This is a genomic window from Rhodococcus sp. 14-1411-2a, assembly GCF_002259485.1.
Classification (GTDB): Bacteria; Actinomycetota; Actinomycetes; order Mycobacteriales; family Mycobacteriaceae; genus Rhodococcoides.
On the sequence record NZ_NPGA01000020.1, the window covers coordinates 231729 to 250060 of the forward strand.

Sequence of the window (18332 nt, forward strand, 5' to 3'; positions counted from 1 at the left end):
CGTGGTGAGTCCCCGAAACCTCGATGGCCAGTCCCCGATCGACGACGGAAACGAAAATACGGACATTTCAGGTGCCGGATCGGATGTGCCTCTGGATGCTGCATTGATCGAGGCCGTCCACGATGCTGTGGCCAATGCCACAGACCTCGACGACCTCGACGACCTCGACGACGTCATTCCCGAGTTGCGCTCCCCGATCCTGGTCGCTGCCTTCGAGGGCTGGAACGACGCGGGAGATGCAGCCAGCGGCGCGATCGAGCATCTGGAGCTGATCTGGGACGCCAGTCCGCTGGCCGAACTGGACTCGGAGGACTACTACGACTACCAGGTCAACCGCCCGACAGTCCGGCAGGTGGACGGTGTCACGCGCGAGATCGAGTGGCCGTCGACTCGGCTGTCGGTGTGTTCGCCTCCCGGCAGCTCGCGCGATGTGGTGCTGCTACGTGGCATCGAGCCGAACATGCGCTGGCGCAGTTTCTGCGACGACCTCCTCGAATTCGTCGAACAGCTCGGCGTCGAGACCGTGGTGATCCTGGGCGCACTGCTGGCGGACACTCCCCACACCAGACCCGTTCCGGTGACCGGCACCGCCTACAGCACCGAATCGGCCGAACAGTTCAACCTGGAACAGACTCGCTACGAGGGACCGACCGGGATCACCGGTGTGCTGCAGGACGAGTGCGTCAAGGCCGGGGTGCCTGCGGTCTCCTTCTGGGCTGCGGTCCCGCACTACGTCTCCCAGCCGCCCAACCCCAAGGCCACCGTGGCGCTGCTGCAGCGGGTCGAGGACGTGCTCGACATCGAGGTACCGCTCGGCGAACTGCCCACCCAGGCCGAGGAATGGGAAGAGGCGGTGACCGAGATGACGAAGGAAGACGAGGAGATCAGCGAATACGTTCGCAGCCTCGAGGAACGCGGCGACGCCGAGGTGGACATGTCCGATGCGATCGCCAAGATCGACGGCGACGCCATCGCGGCCGAGTTCGAGAAGTACCTGAGGCGACGCGGTCCGGGCAACTTCGGGCTCTGACCGACCGCACAGGAGTAGCCGGGGGCCGGTGAGGTCTTTCTGATCCCGACGTAACGTCACCGCAGCGGTGACGTCACCCCGACCCCGCAACCTCGTGGGTATGGCCAGCACACCGCGATTCCTGCAAGGCGTCTTCTCGTTCACCGGACACGGTCTGGACAAGCCCGAGCTGATCGATCCCAGCCTCAGCTTCGTCGTCCCCGAGGGTACGACGGCTCAGCCGCTGTACTTTCGCGGCGGAAATTCGAGCGACGAGCTGGTGGTCGTCACCTTGCTGCGCGACGGCAGTCCGATGCGCATGTTCCCGATGGGTGCCAAGAGCGGCGTGAACATTCCGCTGCGGGTGGTCGAGGACGTGGATCCCGACACGGTGCTCGAATTGGTCGTCGCGGCCCCTGCCGGAACCAGCGGAGAGGTCGTCGTCGATTTCGGTCTGGTGCTGATCTGATGACCGCGGGCAAGCAGCGGCTGCTGGTGGTCGGTAACGGGATGGCCGGTGCCAGGGCGGTCGAGGAGATCATCAAACGCGGCGGCAGTTCGTCGTTCGAGATCACCATGATCGGCGACGAGCCGTACGGCAACTACAACCGAATCATGCTCTCGCACGTGTTGTCCGGCGAGGCCACCGTCGACGACGAGGACCTGATCCTCAACCCGATGAGCTGGTACAGCGAGAACGGCGTCACGCTGCACGCCGGAGACCGCGCGATCTCACTCGACCGGTTCTCCAAGACCGTCGTCTGCGAGAGCGGTCGGTCCGTCGACTACGACGTGCTGATCATCGCCACCGGCAGCAACACGTTCTTCCCCAACATGGACGGTCTCCGCGAGTCCGACGGCAGGCTGGCGCGCGGCGTGTTCGGCTTCCGCACCATCGCCGACACCAACGGCATGCTGCAGATGGCGCAGTCGCGCGACGACGTCTGCGCCGTCGTCATCGGCGGCGGTCTGCTCGGACTCGAAGCCGCATACGGCTTGCGCACGCAGGGCCTGGAAGTGAACGTGGTGCACTCCCCCGGTCACCTGATGAATCAGCAGCTCGACGAGCGTGGCGGCCGCGTACTACGGAACAAGATCGAGTCACTCGGCGTCGGCGTGCACACCTCCAAGCGAACCACCTCGGTGTTGCGCTCCGAGGACGGCGTCGTCACCGGCGTGGGGTTCAACGACGGCACCTCGCTCGCCGCTGACATGGTCGTCGTCACCGCGGGCATTCGTCCCAGCGTCGATTTCGCTCGCGCCGGCGGACTGGTGATCGAACGCGGAATCGTCGTCGACGACCAATTACGTTGCGAGGACGAGGGTTCCATCTATGCCGTCGGTGAATGCTGCCAACACCGCGGCGAGGTCTACGGCCTCGTCGCTCCGCTGTGGGAGCAGGCCGTCGTGTTGGCAGACGTGCTCACCGGAGCCGATCCCACTGCGGCGTACCACGGTTCGCGTCTGACCACCAAGCTCAAGGTCGCCGGTGTCGACGTCGCCTCGATGGGGATCACCGCCCCCGAACGAGACGACGACGAGTTCGTCCAGTTCTACGAGCCGCGCAGCGGTACGTACAAGTCGGTGATCGTGCGGAACAACAAACTCGTCGGTGCCACCCTGCTGGGCGACATCTCCAAGGCCAACTTCCTCACCCAGGCGTTCGACGAGAAAGTGCCGTTGCCCGACGAGCGCATCAGCATGCTCTTCGACATGGGCACCCCCTCTGCGGCAACAGGAGCCGCCGAGCTGGCCGACGACGTCCAGGTGTGCAACTGCAACGGCGTCACCAAGGGAGCCATCGTGGCCTGCGTACACGCAGGCGCGAAGAACCTCGGCGACGTGACCGCGAAGACCCGGGCGGGCAAGGGGTGCGGATCGTGCAAGGGACTGGTGAAGGACATCATCGCGTGCGCAGCAGGCGGTGCCGTCGAGGCCGACCCGACCGCAGACTGGTACGTGCCGTGTATCCCGATGACCAAGCCGGAGCTGATCGACGCGATTCGCGCGCAGGATCTTCGGGCGGTGTCTGCGGTCTTCGCCGCGTTGGCGACCGGTGGAGCGGAGGATGCCGCGGCCAAGATGCCGTTGGCGTCGTTGCTGCGGACGGTGTGGGGCCCGGACTGGGTGGACGAGCGCGGCGCGCTGTTCATCAACGACCGAGTTCACGCCAACATCCAGCGGGACGGCACGTTCTCGGTGGTGCCGCAGATGAAGGGTGGCGTCACCACCCCGGATCAGTTGCGCAAGATCGCCGACGTCGCGGACAAGTACCACGTTCCGCTGGTCAAGGTCACCGGCGGTCAGCGTATCGATCTCCTCGGCATCAAGAAGGAAGACCTGCCGAAGGTGTGGGGCGATCTGGACATGCCCTCCGGCTTCGCCTACGGCAAGAGTATGCGCACGGTGAAGACCTGCGTCGGCAGCGACTTCTGTCGCTTCGGCCTCGGCGACTCGACGGCACTGGGCATCGCCCTCGAAGAACGGTTCCAGGGCTTGGAGACTCCGGCGAAGTTGAAGCTCGCGGTCGCGGGCTGCCCGCGCAACTGCTCGGAAGCACTGTGCAAGGACTTCGGCGTCGTCTCGGTGGGTGAGGACAAATGGGAGATCTACGTCGGAGGTGCGGCCGGTGCACACATCCGCAAGGGCGATCTACTGGCCACCGTGACGGGGGCCGAGGAGGTTCTGACCGTGGCAGGCAGGTTCATCCAGCATTACCGTGAGAACGCCCAGTGGCTCGAGCGAACGTACGCGTGGGTTCCGCGTGTCGGTCTCGAAGAACTGCAGAGCGTGCTGATCGACGACCGCGACGGCATCGTCGCCGGACTCGACGAACGAATGCAGGCATCGGTGGACGGGTACATCGACCCGTGGCAGGACCGCGCCGCACCGAAGTCACCCGCCCAGTTCACCCCATCGCTGCCCCTGCTTCCGCTGCCACAGGTGCCGGTCCGATGAGCGTGCCTGTCGGGGCCGTGGAGGACCTGACGCCCGGCGAGGGACGGGCCTACGTGGTGGACGGCAAGCAGGTGGCGGTGTTCCTCCTCCGTGACGGCTCGGTCCGGGCCATGGACGCCGTGTGCCCGCACAAGGGCGGGCCGCTGGCAGACGGTCAGATCGACGGATCCATAGTCGTGTGTCCACTGCACCAGTACACCTTCTCGCTCGACGACGGCACCTGCCCCAGCGGCATCGACTCGGTGCGCACCTACCCCGCCACAGTGGTGGACGGAAAAGTGACCCTGGAGCTCTAACCGGCACGGTTGAACGACCGACACCGCTGCACCGCCTGGTCGTTTCGCAGGCTCCACTCCTACCCCCTACCCTGTTCCAGTGAGCGAATCAGGCGAGGACGCACGACAGGGAGTCGTGAATGCGTTCGTGGAGGAAGATCGTCTCGGTCTCTTCTCGTTCGCCGTTGCCGAGAAGCGCTCCGAGTACCTGGCTGTTCTCCGGGCATTCGACACTGCACGAGCCAACTACGTCGTCCTGCTGCACTCCGGAGACGTCGCCGACCTCATCGCACGCAGCTCCGGGCACCACGAAGCGCTGAGCACCCTCGACATCGCGCCTCTGCTCGATCAGCTCCACGCCTGGGGCCTGCTCGAACGCAGCTACGACGGCACCCGCGCCGCCACCCTCGCCGAGTACCGCAACCGTCACTTCGTCTACCAGTTCGGCCAAGCCGGCTACAAGGCCTACCGAGCGGTCGAGGACGTGCTCGGTGCGCGCCTGGACGACGCCGCGCTGTCGCGGCTGGTGCTGCCCGAGCTACTGGCCGACATGCACGAGCTGGCCGAGGCGAACCGTCAGGCCGACGGCGATCGCATCTACCGCAAGCTCAGCCGACTCGATTCGACACTGTCGGAGATGGCTACCCGCGCCGCGCACTTCTATCTGGTGCTCGGCGACCTCGTGCGCACCACCGAGATCACGCCGGAGTCGTTCCTGGTCCACAAGGACGCCCTGCTGACACACATGCGTGAATTCAGCTCCGATCTGACCCGCTACGCACCGAAACTCGCCGAGGCGATAGCACTCGTCGAGAGCACCGGAATCGAGGAACTCGTCGAGCGAGCCGCGATCAGCGACGAACGAGTCTTTCTCACCGTCGCCGAACGCCGCGCCGACTGGACCGATCGCTGGGCCGGCCTCTCGCATTGGTTCGTCTCGGCCGAGTCCGAACTCAGCGAGTCCGAGCGACTCCGCGAGGGCACGATGAGCGCGATCGCCGCCGTGCTGTCGCTGCTGCGCCGGGTCACCGAGACCCGCAAGGGCGGAGTCAGTCGCGAGAGCCAATTGCGCCACCTGGCCGGTTGGTTCGCTGCCGCGCCGACCGAAGACAGCGCGCACGCTCTGTTCCATGCCGTGTTCGGCCTCGGCAGACCGCGGCATCTGTCGATGGTGCATCCCGACGCCGACATCATCCCCACGTCCCGATCGTGGTGGGAGGCACCACCGGTCGAGATCTCGCGCACCCTGGCCGAGACCGGACGCACCCCGACCCCCGGTGTTCCGGGACGGGTGCAGCGCAACGACGGCGGCATCAGACGGCTGCGCGAGCAGCAACTCGAGTCGCAGCGATCACGCAGTGCCGCAGCGCAGTCGCTTGCCTCCGCCGGAATCCACGACCGGATTCTCGACGAGCAGGAAACCGAGGTGCTGTTGAGTCTGTTGAATGCTGCGTTGACCGCCCGGGTACGCGTGAGCGGACGCACCTCCGACTCGTCCGGATCGGACAGCGGCGTGCGCCTGACCCTCAGCGAAAGCGACCGTTCGACAATCGTGCGGACCAGCAGAGGCCGGCTGCACCTGGACCGCCTGGCGCTCGAGGTCAGCGAGGTGGCACGCCGATGAGAGCTCGCGAGATCTCCACCCTCGCACTGGATTCCTACCAGCGGGCCGCCCGGGTTGCGCTGTCGAATCACCTGGTGACCACGACGTACCCCGACCGGATCGCGCTGCCACTGCTGCGCAGATGGGCCACCGAGTTGCGCGAGGATCTGCTCGAGCTGTTCGGGTATCGCCTCGAGGTCACCGAGACCACGGCTCGCCTGTTCCCGGTGATCGACGCACTCGATAACAGTCAACCCGCGCGAACGCCCACCGACCGAATCTTCGACCGCCGTAGGTACGCGTACCTGGCGTTGGCGCTGGCGGCACTCGGCCGGGCGGGCAACCAGATCACCCTGTCCGAACTCGCCGATCATGTTGCAGCAGAGGCGAGTCAGGTCGACGGTGTCGAGCTGACAACCGACCGGGCAAGCGATCGAGACGCGTTCGTCGACGCGATCGGGTGGCTCGCGACACGCGGGGCCATCGCGTTGGCCGACGGTGACGCGAGCGGCTGGGCGAACAACCCGTCCGCGGGCGAGGCGCTCTACGACATCGACCGTCCCGTCGTCGTTGCCATGTTCAGGCCGCCCCGCGCCGTGCAGCATCTGCGATCGATTCGCGGGTTGCTGGCCGGCTCGGACGCCGCGATCGACCCCGAGGAATCCGATGCGGGACTGACCGATTCCGGGCGTGAGGCAGATCCGAAGGAAACGCTGCGTGCGGTACGCCGTGCGTTGGTGGAGCAACCGGTGGTCTATGTCGACGATCTCGACCCGGACGGCCGCACGGCCCTCGCCGCGTCGCGCACCGTTGCCGACGTCGAGTTGCTGACCGGCCTCGTCGCCGAGCGTCGCGCCGAGGGAGTGGCCCTCATCGACACCTCGGGACGACTCTCGGACTACCGATTCCCCAGCACCGGAACCATTGCCCAGGTCGCATTGCTGATCGCGGGCGAGATCTCGGACCGGGTGATCGATCCGGATGCACCCGCGCTGGCGACCTACCCCCTTCCCGACGGTGACGCCCTGATCGAGCAGTTGGACGGTGCCATTCCCGACGGTGGAGTCTTCGGTGATCTCGCAGAATTCGGGTTCGGTTCCGATGCAGCGACATTCGACGATGCGGTGGGCAAGAAGCGTCATCCGCTGATCGAGGACAGTTGGTTGGTCTCGGTGGTCGACGATCTCGTCGAACGGTTCGGTCGTACGTTCGCTGCTCAGTGGCAGACCGATCGCGACGGCCTGCGGCTCCGATCGATCGCGATGCTGCATCGACTTCGATTGATACACAGCGTGTCCGGCGGCGTGCTGGTGCTGCCGGTGATCGCGCGCTACCGCGACTTGATGGTCAGCGTGCGCGATCGGACCCCGCAGGATTCGCTGTTCGGTACCGAACAGTCCCCCAGTACCGACCAGTCAAGCAGCACCGATCCATCCGAAGTAGAGGCTTGAGTAGATGACCGCACACTCGTCACGTTTCCGGCCGACGCGAGCAGGGATCGTCAACCTGTGGGACTACCGTGATCAGGAGTTCTCCTTCGCCGACGGTCGTCTGGTGTTGCGTGGGCCCAACGGTTCCGGCAAGACCAAGGCTCTCGAGGTGCTGTTCCCGTTCGTCCTCGACGGTCGTATCGAACCGCGCCGGCTCAATCCGTTCGCCGGAGAAGAGCGGACGATGAAGTCCAACCTGCTCTACCGAGGGCAGGAAAGCGCGCACTCGTACGTGTGGATGGAGTTCGGCCGCGGGTCGCGCGAGGACCCCGAATCGGTGACGGTCGGAATCGGCATGCGGGCGAGCCGCCACAACGACAAGGTGACCCGCTGGTACTTCGTGGCCGACGGCCGAGTGGGCGTCGACTTCTCGCTGTTGGGTTCCGACGACCGTCCGTTGACGAAGAAGCAACTCGGTGAACAGCTGGGCACCGACGCATTGACAGATCGCCCGGTGGACTATCGCGCCGCGATCGACGCCCGCATGTTCGGGCTCGGTGCACAGCGCTACGACCAGTTGATCAACTTGATCTTGACACTCCGCCGCCCACAGTTGGCCAAGAACCTCGACCCGAAGGGGCTCTCGCAGGCGTTGACCGACGGCCTGCGTCCGTTGGACGAGCAGCTGGTGCTCGAAGCAGCGCGCTCCTTCAGTGACATGGAAGAGGTGGGCCGGGCTCTCGAAGGACTGGCGCAGGCCGATCACGCCGCCAAGAACTTCGTCTCGGTGTACTCCAAATACCTTCGGGTGCAGACGCGTTCGGATGTCGAGCAGGTCTCGCGCCGGCTCGAGGCGGTCACTCATGCGACCACCGCACACTTCGCCGCTGCCGCTCTGAAGGACCGCCGTCTGCTCGAACGTGCGGCTGCAGAAACCCGATTCGACGAGGCCGAACGCGCACTGGATCAGGCCGTCGCAGACCGCGAGACTCTACAGCGCTCGAGCGCATACGAGGGCAAGCAGCAACTCGACGATCTGGCCGAATCCGCTGCGAAGCTGGAGATCTCGACCGCCCAGCAGGCCGACCGCGCCCGCAAGGCTCGAGTAGAACTGGAGCAGCGCACCACCGAAGCGGCTCGGGCCGATTCCGCACTCCGGGATTCCGTTGCCGGGGTCACCCGCGCCGAGGAGGAACTGCAGTCTGCAGCCGAGGACGCGGGGATCGTCTGGACACCACTGCCGGGAACCGCCCGTAGCGACCAGATCAGCACCGCGCTGCGCGGCCACGCCGAGGAACGCGACGGCGACGTGCGGGCGGTTCGCGAGGCGCTGGGAACCGTCGAGAAGGCGTCGACGGAACGCACTCGTGCGGAGAAGGCCGCGTCGAAGGCCAGAGAGATGCTCGAGGCCGCGTCGGCCGCGGTCACCGAGGCCGAGGCGACCGTGGACCTGGAGAAGGCGCAGTTCGCTTCGGGACTACGAGCCTGGTGGTCGAACAATTCGGCGCTCTACTCTGCTGCGGGCATCACCTCCGCCGCGTTCGAGGCCCTCGACGCGGCGTTGGCACACGTCGGCGACGACGACGCCCCGAGCCTGGAATCGGTGCTGGCCGAACAGACCGCGGACGGTATCGACGCGCTTCGCGCCCGGCAGGCACAGGCCCGCGTGGACGTATCGACCCGCACGGCCGAGCTGAACGCGCTACGCGACGAACTGTCCCTGGTGCGAGCCGAACACGATGACGCGCCGCCGCCGTTCGCCGCACGGTCCGACTCGCGTGCGGATCTGTCGGGAGCGCCACTGTGGCAGCTGGTTCGGTTCGCGGTTTCGGTCTCCCCTGCCGACGCCGCCGGAATCGAATCCGCGCTGCAGGCGGCGAATCTGCTCGACGGCTGGATCCATCCGATCGCGGATTTCCCCGTCGACTCGAACTCGGAGCAGTATCTGTCGCCGCTGCCGGAGGCCTCGAGGCCGACCGGAACCACGTTGGCGTCCGTCCTCGAACCCGAGCCCGGCACTGCCGTATCGGAATCGCGCATACTCGACGTGCTGAATTCGGTTGCACTGCAACAGGACCAAAGCGCAGTCTCCGGCGGTGCCGTCTCGGTGGGCGTCGACGGTCGGTACTGGCAGGGTGTGCAGCAGGGTCGCCACACCAAGGCCGATGCCGAGTACATCGGTGCGACGGCGCGAGCTCGTCGGCGTGAGCAACGCATCGCCGAGCTCGGTGGCGCGATCGATACCGCAACGGCCGCGCTGGAGACCGCGACGGCCGACGAACGATCTGCGCGCGAATCGGTGCAGGCACTGGGTGCGGCCGCCAAGCAGCTCCCCCGGGCCTCGGCCATCGTGAGAGCGCAACGCGCCGTCACCGCTGCCGCTGGAGCGCTACGCACCTCCACGGAGGGTGCTGCCGCGGCCGACCGTGAGTTCGACCAGGCGATCGCAGACCTGTCGGCGAAGGAGAAGCAGCTGCGCACCGTCGCAGTGGCTCACCGCACCCCCCACATCGGTCGCGACATCGATGCCCTCGCCGCTGCGATTCGGCATTTCGAGCATCAGGGCTCGGTGGTCATCCGCAAGCGTGGCGATCACACGCGCGAAGCAGAACGCGCCCGCGAAGCAACCAACCGGCTCGAAGAGGCGACCGGCCTGGCCGAGGAGCTCGCCGAGGAAGCGGCAATAGCCGAAGAGAACTACCGACAGCAGGTGCTACGCCTCGAGCTCCTGAGCGAGAAGCTCGGTGCCACCGCCGAACAGATCGACACCGATCTGGAGAACGCACGCGAACGCATCGAGAAGTGCCGCGCCGAGCAGCGGGCCGCGCGCAAAGCGGACAAGGAAGCCGGCGAAGCGATCGGCAAGGCCGAGGGTGCCTGCAACACCGCGCTGGAAAGCCTGCGCGGTGCCGTCACCGAAACCCTGGGCGACGCCGTGCGGCTGGCGCCCTACGCTCGCAAGGACCTGCTCGGCATCCTGGGTGTCCACGAGGCGTACGCCTGGCCTGCCAGTGATTCTGCCTGGTTGACCGTGGAGCAGATTCTGTATCGAGTTCAGCAGGCCGACGGTCCCGACGACGAGGTTCCGGTACTACCGCCGGTCGTGAGCGCACTGCATTCGGCACTCGACGCAGCGACGGCGTCGGTGAAAGTCAGTGACTCGAGCCGGAAGTCGACCCGGACGGCCCTGACGAGTGCGCTCCAGGAGTTCGACTCGCAACTCGCCGCATCGGGGCAGGACTACCGTTTGCAGTGGGATGCGCCGGACGGTTTGACCGTCGTACGAGTTCAGGACGAGCAGGGCTATTCGTCGGTCGGAGATTTCGCCGACCGCATCGGCGCGGCGAGGGCCGATCAGGAGTTGCTGCTGACCGAGCAGGAGCGCCGAATACTCGAAGATGCACTGCTGACCGGCCTGGCGCAGCAGATTCACGAGCGCACCGTCGACGCACGCGAGCTGATCGCCCAGATGTCTGCGGAGATGAAGCAGCGCCGCATGTCGTCGGGCAACACGATCGGTGTGCACTGGGTGCTCGCGGACAACCTCGACGACGGGGCCCGGGCGGTGTCCAAACTGCTCGACCGCGACGCCTCGGCGTTGAACCAGGACGATCTGGCCGCAATGCGCGCCCACTTCGCGTCGGAGATCAGAATCGCTCGCGCGGCGCATCCGGAACGGTCCTACCCCGAGATCCTGTCCACGACACTGGACTATCGCCGCTGGCGCGTGTTCGCCTTCACGCTCATCAGCGGTGACGGCAACGAGGATCGTCTCACCGTCGCACGCCACAGTGCGCTCTCGGGCGGTGAGCAGTCGGTGTCGCTGCACCTGCCATTGTTCGCCGCCGCGCACGTGATGCTGTCCTCCGCCGATCCACATTCACCTCGGCTGCTGGCGCTGGACGAGGCGTTCGCCGGTGTCGACGACAACGGCCGCAGCGAATTGCTCGGCCTGAGTGTGCAATTCGACCTCGACCTGTTCATGACCGGATACGACCTGTGGATCACCTACGGGGACGTCCCCGGCTGCGCGCACTACGACCTGGCGCATTCGACAGCCGAGAACACCGTCAGCGCAGCACTTCTGGTGTGGGAGAACGGCGAACTGTTCGCCGAGCACGACGGTACCGACCTCGCCGCGGCACTCGGGTCACCGCTGACGCGCCGGGTGCCGACCCGAACCGAAGGTGGGCTGGAGTTTGAGCGGTAACAGCGAATGGCGCGGCAGCGTGGAATTGGGTGCGCTGCTCGATGCGGCACGAAAGAAGTTGGAGTCCAACTGGCTTCGGGTCGGCGGCAACATCACCGTCGATCTGAGCGATGCTCCGGAGCTGTGGCGTCTGTGCAGCGCGATCTCTCGGTCCAACTCCAGTCTGCATTCTCGGGCGCGCAGCACCAGACTCGACCTGGAGCGATTCGACGCGTGGCTGAGCCATCCGCTCAACGGTGGCCTCGGACTGATCGACACCCTCACGTCGCAGGCCCCGTTGCAGGACAAGAAGCGGATCGCCGCCGACAAGGCTCAGGTGCGCGCCGATGCACTCGATCGGGCCAGGGAGGTTCTCGGCGGCGGCACCGACCGAGAATGGATCGAACATTGGATCGCCTCGTTGCTCAACCAGGACGGCACCCTCGGTGGCCGGGTCGCCGTCGACGCGCTCGAGGTGGCCACGAAGGTCCTCGCGATGCTGCCGGTGGACGGGATGTCGCTCACCGAGCTGGCCGAACTCGCCTGCGGTGATACCAAGGCACTCTCGGCCGGCGGTGCCCCGAAACTTGTCCTCGATGCATTGTCGTTGCGCGAGAACGTCCCTCGGCCCGTCGATCCGGTCGGTATCAGGGCGTTGTGGGAGACCGCAGGTGTGTCGGTCGACGCGGTGTCCAGCCGGGTGCTCGTGCTCGGCTACCGCGTCGACGAGACCCATACCGTGGCAGGGTGGCTGAACGAGGCTGCCGACGAGGGCATCCCCTTCCCCGTCACCGTGGACATGCTCATGCGCGGGACGCTCACCAACAGTTCGGCCACGGTGTTCGTCTGCGAGAACGTGGCGGTTCTCGCCGCGGCAGCCCGCACTCTCGGGTCGAACTGCGCGAGCCTGATCTGCACGGACGGTCAGCCCTCCGCCGCGGTACACCGGCTGCTGGCCTCCCGCGCACCAGGCACCACGATTCGCTGGCGTGCCGACTTCGACTGGGCCGGAGTGCACATGGTGAAACGAGCACTCTCCCGGTACGACGCGGTGCCGTGGCGCATGGACGTCGACTCCTATCGACATGCTCTCGACGCACGAAATTCCGAACCGCTGAAGGGCCATCCGACAGACAGTCCGTGGGACCCGGAACTGGCCGGTGCCCTTCGTGACTCGGGCCGGGCGGTCATGGAAGACCGGCTTGTCCCGGATCTGCTGACGGACCTGCGCCTGGGATCTGGGGACTAACGCAGCGGAACCCCGAGCAAAGCGTCGACCGCGTCGGCGAAGGCGCCAGGTGCGTTCGCGTCCGAGCCACCGCGCTCGACCGCGAAGCTCGCCCACGCGTCCAGAGCGTCGAGTGCCTTGGGGGTGTCCAGATCGTCGGCCAGATGCTGCCGCAACCGATTGATCACATCGTCGGCCGACGCTGCGCTCTCGAGCGCGGCGGCCCGACGCCACAGTGCGAGCCGGGTGTGAGCCCGTTCGAGAACCTCGTCGGACCACGGCCGATCCTGCCGATAGTGCCCGGCCAGCAGACCGAGTCGCACGGCTGCGGGGTCGACGTTCTCGGCCCGGAGCGTGGAGACGAACACCAGATTGCCGCGGCTCTTGGACATCTTCTCGCCGTCGAGCCCGATCATGCCGGTGTGCACGTAGTGCCGCGCGAAACGCGGATCACCGGTCGCCGCCTCCGCGTGGGCGGCCGAGAATTCGTGGTGCGGGAAGATGAGATCGCTTCCGCCGCCCTGGACTTCGAAGCCGGTACCGATGCGGTTGAGCGCGATCGCCGCGCATTCGATGTGCCACCCGGGCCTGCCGGGACCCCACGGCGACGGCCACGACGGCTCGCCCGGCCGCACCGCGCGCCAGAGCAACGCATCGAGCGGATCCCGCTTACCGACCCGATCGGGGTCACCTCCGCGTTCGGCGAAGAACGTGTCCATCGTGGCGCGGTCGTAGCCGGACTCGTAACCGAACTGCTCCGTGGCATCGGCACGGAAGTACACATCCGGGTACTCGGCATCGTCGACGACGTACGCGGCACCGGACGCGACGAGCTTCTCCACGAGTTCGACGACCTCGTCGACGGACTCGACGGCGCCGATGTAGTCGCGCGGAGGGAGCACGCGCAGCGCTTCCATGTCGGCACGGAAGAGCTCGATCTCACGCGCTCCCAGATCGCGCCAGTCCTCACCGTCGCGGTCGGCGCGCTCGAACAGTGGGTCGTCGACATCGGTGACGTTCTGGACGTAATGCACGTCCATGCCCATGTCTCGCCACAGTCGGTTGATCAGGTCGAACGTCAGATACGTCGCTGCGTGTCCGAGGTGGGTGGCGTCGTACGGGGTAATTCCACAGACGTACATCCGAGCCGTCGAACCGGGGGTGACGGGTCGAACCTGACGGTCTGCGGTATCGAACAATCGAAGCGCTGGACCCTGTCCTGGAATTGTCGGGATCTCCGGGCTCGACCAAGAATGCATGCAACCGAGCCTATCCGAGCCCGATCAGAAGGCGGGCCAGGGTATGGGTCTGCTCGAGCGCGGCTCCGGCATGACCGGCCGCGCGATCAGCGCCTGCGCCCGATCGAGAACCGCGACCGTTTCGGTCAGGGTGATCTTGTCGACCAATCGTGGTGCGATGACCGCGTCGAACGTCTCGACGAACCGTACGACGTCGGACATCAACGCATCGTCCACCGCCTGGCCTGCCCACCCCCACAGCACCGTGCGCAGCTTGTTCTCGGCGTGCAGGCAGATACCGTGATCGACTCCGTACACGTAGCCGTCCAGACCTTCGAGCGCGTGCCCGCCCTTGCGATCGGCGTTGTTGAGGATCACGTCGAGCACCGCCATCCGCTGCAGTCGCGGATCGTCGGCGTGGATCAGCGCGATCTCCTCGCCCTCGCCGTCGTACGCCTGCAGTACCGGAATCCATCCAGCCGGTACGAGATCGGGACGGCAGATATCGACGAGGTCGACGCGTCCCTCGGCGTGGTCGTCGGTCGTGTCGATCCACTTCTGCACCATGCCGGGACCGAACGGCCCGTCGCGCAGAACCGTCGGCGGAATGACTCCCCAACCGAGGGCCTCGGAGATTTCGTAGGACGCCACTTCGCGGCCCGCGAGAGTGCCGTCCGGAAAATCCCACAGCGGAACCTCCCCACGAACGGGTTTGTACACGCACCGCACGGCCGAGTCGCCCTCGCCCGCCTCGCACACCAGCGTGGCGTTGCTGGCCGACACCACTCGACCGACGATCGTCAGGTCGCCGGTCTCCATGGTTTCGCGGCCCTCGAACGGCGGCAGTTCGACGGTCAAGACTCGTCGACCTCGGTCACCGGTCCGAACGTCGCACCGCGGCGGTAGCCGTTGGTTCTGATGCAGACGTGTCCCTCGGGGGCCAAAGGCTGTCCGCACAGCGGGCACGGCGCACGGCCGGCCGCGATGACGCGCTCGGACCGCACCGCGAACTCGCGGGCCTGCACCGGAGTGAGGAACACCCGGACGGCATCCGGGCCCTCGTCGGTGTCGTCGAGAACGACCGATTCGTCCACCTCGACTTCGCTGACGGCGAGAAGTTCCACCACGACGGCGTTGGCGTCGGCATCCCAGCCGAGTCCCATCGTTCCGACGCGGAACTCGGTGTCGATCGGGGTCAGCAGCGGACTGGTGTCGACCGAATGGGTCTCCTCGGCCGGAACGTCGGCTCCGAACCGGCGGTGCACTTCTTCGAGTAGCAGCCCCATCCTGTCTGCGAGTACCTGGACCTGCTGCTTCTCCAGCGCGACCGACACCACGCGGGCGTCGTGCACCGCCTGGAGGAAGAACGTTCGGTCGCCCGGTTCCCCAACGGTTCCGGCAACGAAACGATCAGGGGTGCGAAAAATGTGTATGGCGCGCGGCATTGCACCTCCTAACGACTCGAACAGCTCCGCGAAGCGATTCTCGGAACTTTCATTATCGGCCACGGATCGACCGTGGACGGTATTGCTTGCCCTCCAGCCTGCCACCGATAGGGGTGTCAGCGCCGAAAGGGCGCTCTAGCTGCCTGCCCCACCACCGACGACCGCGTCGGAAGAGTCCGCATCGACCGATTCCGGCGTGGCGGGCTCCTCGGCCTTCGGTACGAACGCACTCAGATCGGACCCGGTGTCGTTGGTCCGCAGTACGAACGGCCGCGTCGAGGTGTAGCGGACGACACTGATCGAAGCCGGGTCGGCGACTATCCGCTGGAAGGAATCGAGGTGGGCACCCATGGCGTCCGAGAGCACCGACTTGATGACGTCACCGTGCGAGCACGCCACCCACAACACGTCGCGGCCGTGCTGCGCGGCCAACCGGGCGTCATGTTCACGCACGGCCTGCACCGCGCGTTGCTGCACCGTCGCCAAGCCCTCGCCCTCCGGGAACACCGCAGCCGACGGGTGCTGCTGCACCACCTTCCACAGCGGTTCCGCCAGCAACTCCTTGATCGTCCGGCCGGTCCACTGTCCGTAGTCGACCTCGACCAACCGGTCCTCGACCACCGGCGAGAGCCCGAGCTTGGCCGCCAACGGCTCCACTGTCTGCTCGCACCGCAGCAACGGCGAGCGCACGATCTCGGACACGGGAAGCTCGCCGAGACGATCCGCCACCGCCTGCGCCTGCTCACGCCCCCGATCATCGAGCTCGACTCCCGCGCTCCGACCCGCGAGCGTGCCTGCGGTGTTCGACGTCGAGCGTCCGTGCCGAAGCAAGATGACTGTCATTGCATCGAGCCTAGCCAGTCTTGACCTCTGGGTCGTTCCGCAGGCTCCACTCCCGCACCATCAGGTCGTTCCGCAGGCTCCACTCCCGCACCATCAGGTCGTTCCGCAGGCTCCACTCCCGGCCTCAGGTGGCCGACACGACCCCGCCGGCCAGCAGCCCGAGCACGACGACACCCAGCACGATGCGGTAACCGACGAACCAGTACAGCGAATGGTTCGCGACGAACTTCAACAACCAGGCGATCGAGGCGTAGCCGAGACCGAAGGCGACGATCGTGGCCACCAGCAGCTGCGGGCCGGACGCGGCCAGACCCGTGCCGACCGGCTCGAAGGCGTCGGGCAACGAGAAGAGACCGGAGGCGGTGACCGCCGGGATGGCAAGCAGGAACGAGAATCGTACAGCCGCTTCTCGTTCGAGTCCGAGAAACAGGCCGGCGCTGGTCGTCGCACCGGAACGGGACACTCCGGGGATCAACGCGAGGCACTGCGCCAGACCCATGACGATGCCGTCGCGGGTGGTCAGCTTCTCGATGGGACGTTCCTTGCGGCCGACCTTCTCGGCGATCGCGATGACGACGGCGAACGCGATCAACATGAACGCGATGAGGTACAGGTTCCTGGCACCGGTTCGGATCTGATCCTTGAACAGCAGGCCGAGAACGCCGATGGGGATGGTGGCGATGATCACGTACCACCCCATTCGGTAGTCGAGCCCGCGTTCGTTCTTGTGCTTCAGTCCGACGAACCAGGCCTTGACGATTCTGACGATGTCGCGCCAGAAGAACAGCAGCACAGCGGCTTCGGTGCCGAGCTGGGTCACCGCGGTGAAGGACGCGCCTGCGTCCTCGTTCCAGAACACGCTGGACACGATGCGCAGGTGCCCGGACGAGGAGATCGGCAGGAATTCGGTCAAGCCCTGCACCGCGCCGAGGATGATCGCCTGCAGCCACGTCATGTCGATCATGCGGGGCCACCCTCCGAGATCGGTGTCGATGGACTGTCCAGTGTCGATGCGCGGCCGCCGGCCTGCCCCCTGAATTCGCGATTCACGGGCACGACCGTACCCGGCGCGGCACGTACGCACCGAGCGGCGCGGCGCACTACTGTGCACTGGCGGCAGTGCAGTTCGACACCGACGATCACACGTAAAAGGACATTCGGCACATATGAAGCAGAGATCGGTCGGCACCAGCGGACTTCGAGTCTCGAGACTCGGCCTCGGCACCCTCGGATGGGGTAGCGGAACCGACGGTGACGACGCCGCAGCACAGTTGTCGGCGTTCGCCGAGGCCGGCGGCACGCTCGTCGACACGTCTCCGGCGTACGGCGACGGACGGGCGCAGCGAGTGCTCGCCGAGTTGCTCGACGACGTCGTCCCGCGACACGAATTGGTGATCAGCAGCGCAGCGGGCCTCAGCTCACGCTACGGCCGCTATCACGTGGATTGCTCGAGGCGCGGACTGCTCGGCCAACTCGACGCCACGCTGCGCGAATTGGGAACCGACTACCTGGACCTGTGGCAGGTCGCGACCTGGGACCCGATGACGCCGGTCGACGAGGTCGCCGCAACGCTGGACTACGCCGTGACCAGCGGACGGGTGCGCTACACCGGAGCCCGCGGATACCTCGGCTGGCAACTGGCGACGGCAGCGGGCGCAGCCGGTACCGGGCGCATCGTGGCCACTCAGGCGGAGTACTCGCTGCTCGCGCGCGGAATCGAGGACGAGCTGGTTCCCGCCGCGCACCACCACGGCATCGGCATCCTCGCGGCGGTACCCCTGGCAGGCGGCGTGCTGACGGGCAAGTACCGCAGCGGAGTACCCGCGGACTCCCGCGGGGCCGACGAGTTGCACGCCGAGGCCGTGCACGCGTACCTGACCGATTCCGCCGTGGGCGTCGTCGACGCGGCCGTCACCGCTGCCGACGGTCTGGCCACCTCTCCCCTGGTGGTCGCACTCGCGTGGGCGCGGGACCGACCGGGAGTGAGCAGCGCGATCGTGGGAGCGCGGGACCTCGCGCAGTTGATGGGCGCACTGATGGCCGAGGAACTCGAGCTGCCGCCAGCGATCGCGTCGGCCCTGGACGACGTCAGCGCCTGATCACGCACCAACATC

General features: G+C 66.6%; 14 protein-coding genes. 9 read left to right on the forward strand and 5 right to left on the reverse strand.

Going from position 1 to position 18332, the window contains the following annotated elements; genetic code table 11:
* The first annotated feature begins 127 nt into the window (after positions 1-127).
* The 8 genes from CH291_RS22050 (at position 128) to CH291_RS22085 (ending at position 12713) form a co-directional block, all read left to right on the forward strand.
* Positions 128-1030, forward strand: coding sequence for a PAC2 family protein (locus CH291_RS22050; RefSeq protein ID WP_068050790.1), 903 nt, complete (start codon positions 128-130; stop codon positions 1028-1030).
* A gap of 100 nt (positions 1031-1130) precedes the next feature.
* Complete coding sequence (locus CH291_RS22055) at positions 1131-1478, forward strand: molybdopterin oxidoreductase (protein WP_068050787.1); 348 nt, start codon at positions 1131-1133, stop codon at positions 1476-1478.
* A complete protein-coding gene (nirB, locus tag CH291_RS22060) occupies positions 1478-3967 on the forward strand; it encodes a nitrite reductase large subunit NirB (protein ID WP_094670190.1) in 2490 nt (829 codons plus the stop codon). The genes CH291_RS22055 and nirB overlap by 1 nt, the downstream gene beginning before the upstream one ends.
* A complete protein-coding gene (locus CH291_RS22065) occupies positions 3964-4263 on the forward strand; it encodes a Rieske (2Fe-2S) protein (RefSeq protein WP_094670191.1) in 300 nt (99 codons plus the stop codon). The genes nirB and CH291_RS22065 overlap by 4 nt, the downstream gene beginning before the upstream one ends.
* 127 nt (positions 4264-4390) lie before the next feature.
* Complete coding sequence (locus CH291_RS22070; protein ID WP_373455159.1) at positions 4391-5866, forward strand: TIGR02677 family protein; 1476 nt, start codon at positions 4391-4393, stop codon at positions 5864-5866.
* Entirely contained in the window at positions 5863-7296 is a 1434-nt protein-coding gene (locus CH291_RS22075) for a TIGR02678 family protein (RefSeq protein WP_094688670.1), read from the forward strand. The genes CH291_RS22070 and CH291_RS22075 overlap by 4 nt, the downstream gene beginning before the upstream one ends.
* Before the next feature lie 4 nt (positions 7297-7300).
* The gene (locus tag CH291_RS22080) at positions 7301-11485 is read left to right on the forward strand and encodes a TIGR02680 family protein (protein ID WP_094688671.1); all 4185 of its coding nucleotides are present in this window, start codon (positions 7301-7303) and stop codon (positions 11483-11485) included.
* On the forward strand, positions 11475-12713 hold the full coding sequence (locus CH291_RS22085) for a DUF2399 domain-containing protein (RefSeq protein ID WP_256980943.1): 1239 nt from the start codon (positions 11475-11477) through the stop codon (positions 12711-12713). The genes CH291_RS22080 and CH291_RS22085 overlap by 11 nt, the downstream gene beginning before the upstream one ends.
* Here CH291_RS22085 and mshC read toward each other — a convergent pair.
* The 5 genes from mshC to CH291_RS22110 form a co-directional block, all read right to left on the reverse strand.
* Positions 12710-13951: a cysteine--1-D-myo-inosityl 2-amino-2-deoxy-alpha-D-glucopyranoside ligase gene (gene mshC / locus CH291_RS22090; RefSeq protein ID WP_094688672.1), complete on the reverse strand. Its 1242-nt coding sequence runs from the start codon at positions 13949-13951 to the stop codon at positions 12710-12712. The two genes, CH291_RS22085 and mshC, sit on opposite strands and share 4 nt — an antisense overlap.
* A 24-nt stretch (positions 13952-13975) precedes the next feature.
* On the reverse strand, positions 13976-14749 hold the full coding sequence (locus CH291_RS22095; protein ID WP_179276661.1) for an SCO1664 family protein: 774 nt from the start codon (positions 14747-14749) through the stop codon (positions 13976-13978).
* A gap of 35 nt (positions 14750-14784) precedes the next feature.
* Positions 14785-15375 (reverse strand): DUF3090 domain-containing protein, encoded by a 591-nt coding sequence (locus CH291_RS22100; protein ID WP_094688882.1) that lies wholly within the window; start codon positions 15373-15375, stop codon positions 14785-14787.
* Between the two features lie 135 nt (positions 15376-15510).
* Positions 15511-16218 (reverse strand): histidine phosphatase family protein, encoded by a 708-nt coding sequence (locus tag CH291_RS22105; protein ID WP_094688674.1) that lies wholly within the window; start codon positions 16216-16218, stop codon positions 15511-15513.
* Positions 16219-16342: 124 nt separating this feature from the next.
* Complete coding sequence (locus CH291_RS22110; protein WP_094669321.1) at positions 16343-17173, reverse strand: undecaprenyl-diphosphate phosphatase; 831 nt, start codon at positions 17171-17173, stop codon at positions 16343-16345.
* A gap of 211 nt (positions 17174-17384) precedes the next feature.
* Here CH291_RS22110 and CH291_RS22115 point away from each other — a divergent pair, with 211 nt between their 5' ends.
* Positions 17385-18317, forward strand: coding sequence for an aldo/keto reductase (locus CH291_RS22115; RefSeq protein ID WP_094641830.1), 933 nt, complete (start codon positions 17385-17387; stop codon positions 18315-18317).
* Positions 18318-18332: the final 15 nt, after the last annotated feature.

What these genes read in the sequence shown, in the direction of transcription:
- mshC (WP_094688672.1), bottom strand. Translation starts at nt 13,951, where the DNA reads ATGCATTCTTGGTCGAGCCCGGAGATCCCGACAATTCCAGGACAGGGT.
- CH291_RS22075 (WP_094688670.1), top strand. Translation starts at nt 5,863, where the DNA reads ATGAGAGCTCGCGAGATCTCCACCCTCGCACTGGATTCCTACCAGCGG.
- CH291_RS22105 (WP_094688674.1), bottom strand. Translation starts at nt 16,218, where the DNA reads ATGACAGTCATCTTGCTTCGGCACGGACGCTCGACGTCGAACACCGCA.
- CH291_RS22110 (WP_094669321.1), bottom strand. Translation starts at nt 17,173, where the DNA reads ATGACGTGGCTGCAGGCGATCATCCTCGGCGCGGTGCAGGGCTTGACC.
- CH291_RS22095 (WP_179276661.1), bottom strand. Translation starts at nt 14,749, where the DNA reads ATGGAGACCGGCGACCTGACGATCGTCGGTCGAGTGGTGTCGGCCAGC.
- CH291_RS22065 (WP_094670191.1), top strand. Translation starts at nt 3,964, where the DNA reads ATGAGCGTGCCTGTCGGGGCCGTGGAGGACCTGACGCCCGGCGAGGGA.
- CH291_RS22055 (WP_068050787.1), top strand. Translation starts at nt 1,131, where the DNA reads ATGGCCAGCACACCGCGATTCCTGCAAGGCGTCTTCTCGTTCACCGGA.
- CH291_RS22100 (WP_094688882.1), bottom strand. Translation starts at nt 15,375, where the DNA reads ATGCCGCGCGCCATACACATTTTTCGCACCCCTGATCGTTTCGTTGCC.
- CH291_RS22080 (WP_094688671.1), top strand. Translation starts at nt 7,301, where the DNA reads ATGACCGCACACTCGTCACGTTTCCGGCCGACGCGAGCAGGGATCGTC.
- CH291_RS22115 (WP_094641830.1), top strand. Translation starts at nt 17,385, where the DNA reads ATGAAGCAGAGATCGGTCGGCACCAGCGGACTTCGAGTCTCGAGACTC.
- nirB (WP_094670190.1), top strand. Translation starts at nt 1,478, where the DNA reads ATGACCGCGGGCAAGCAGCGGCTGCTGGTGGTCGGTAACGGGATGGCC.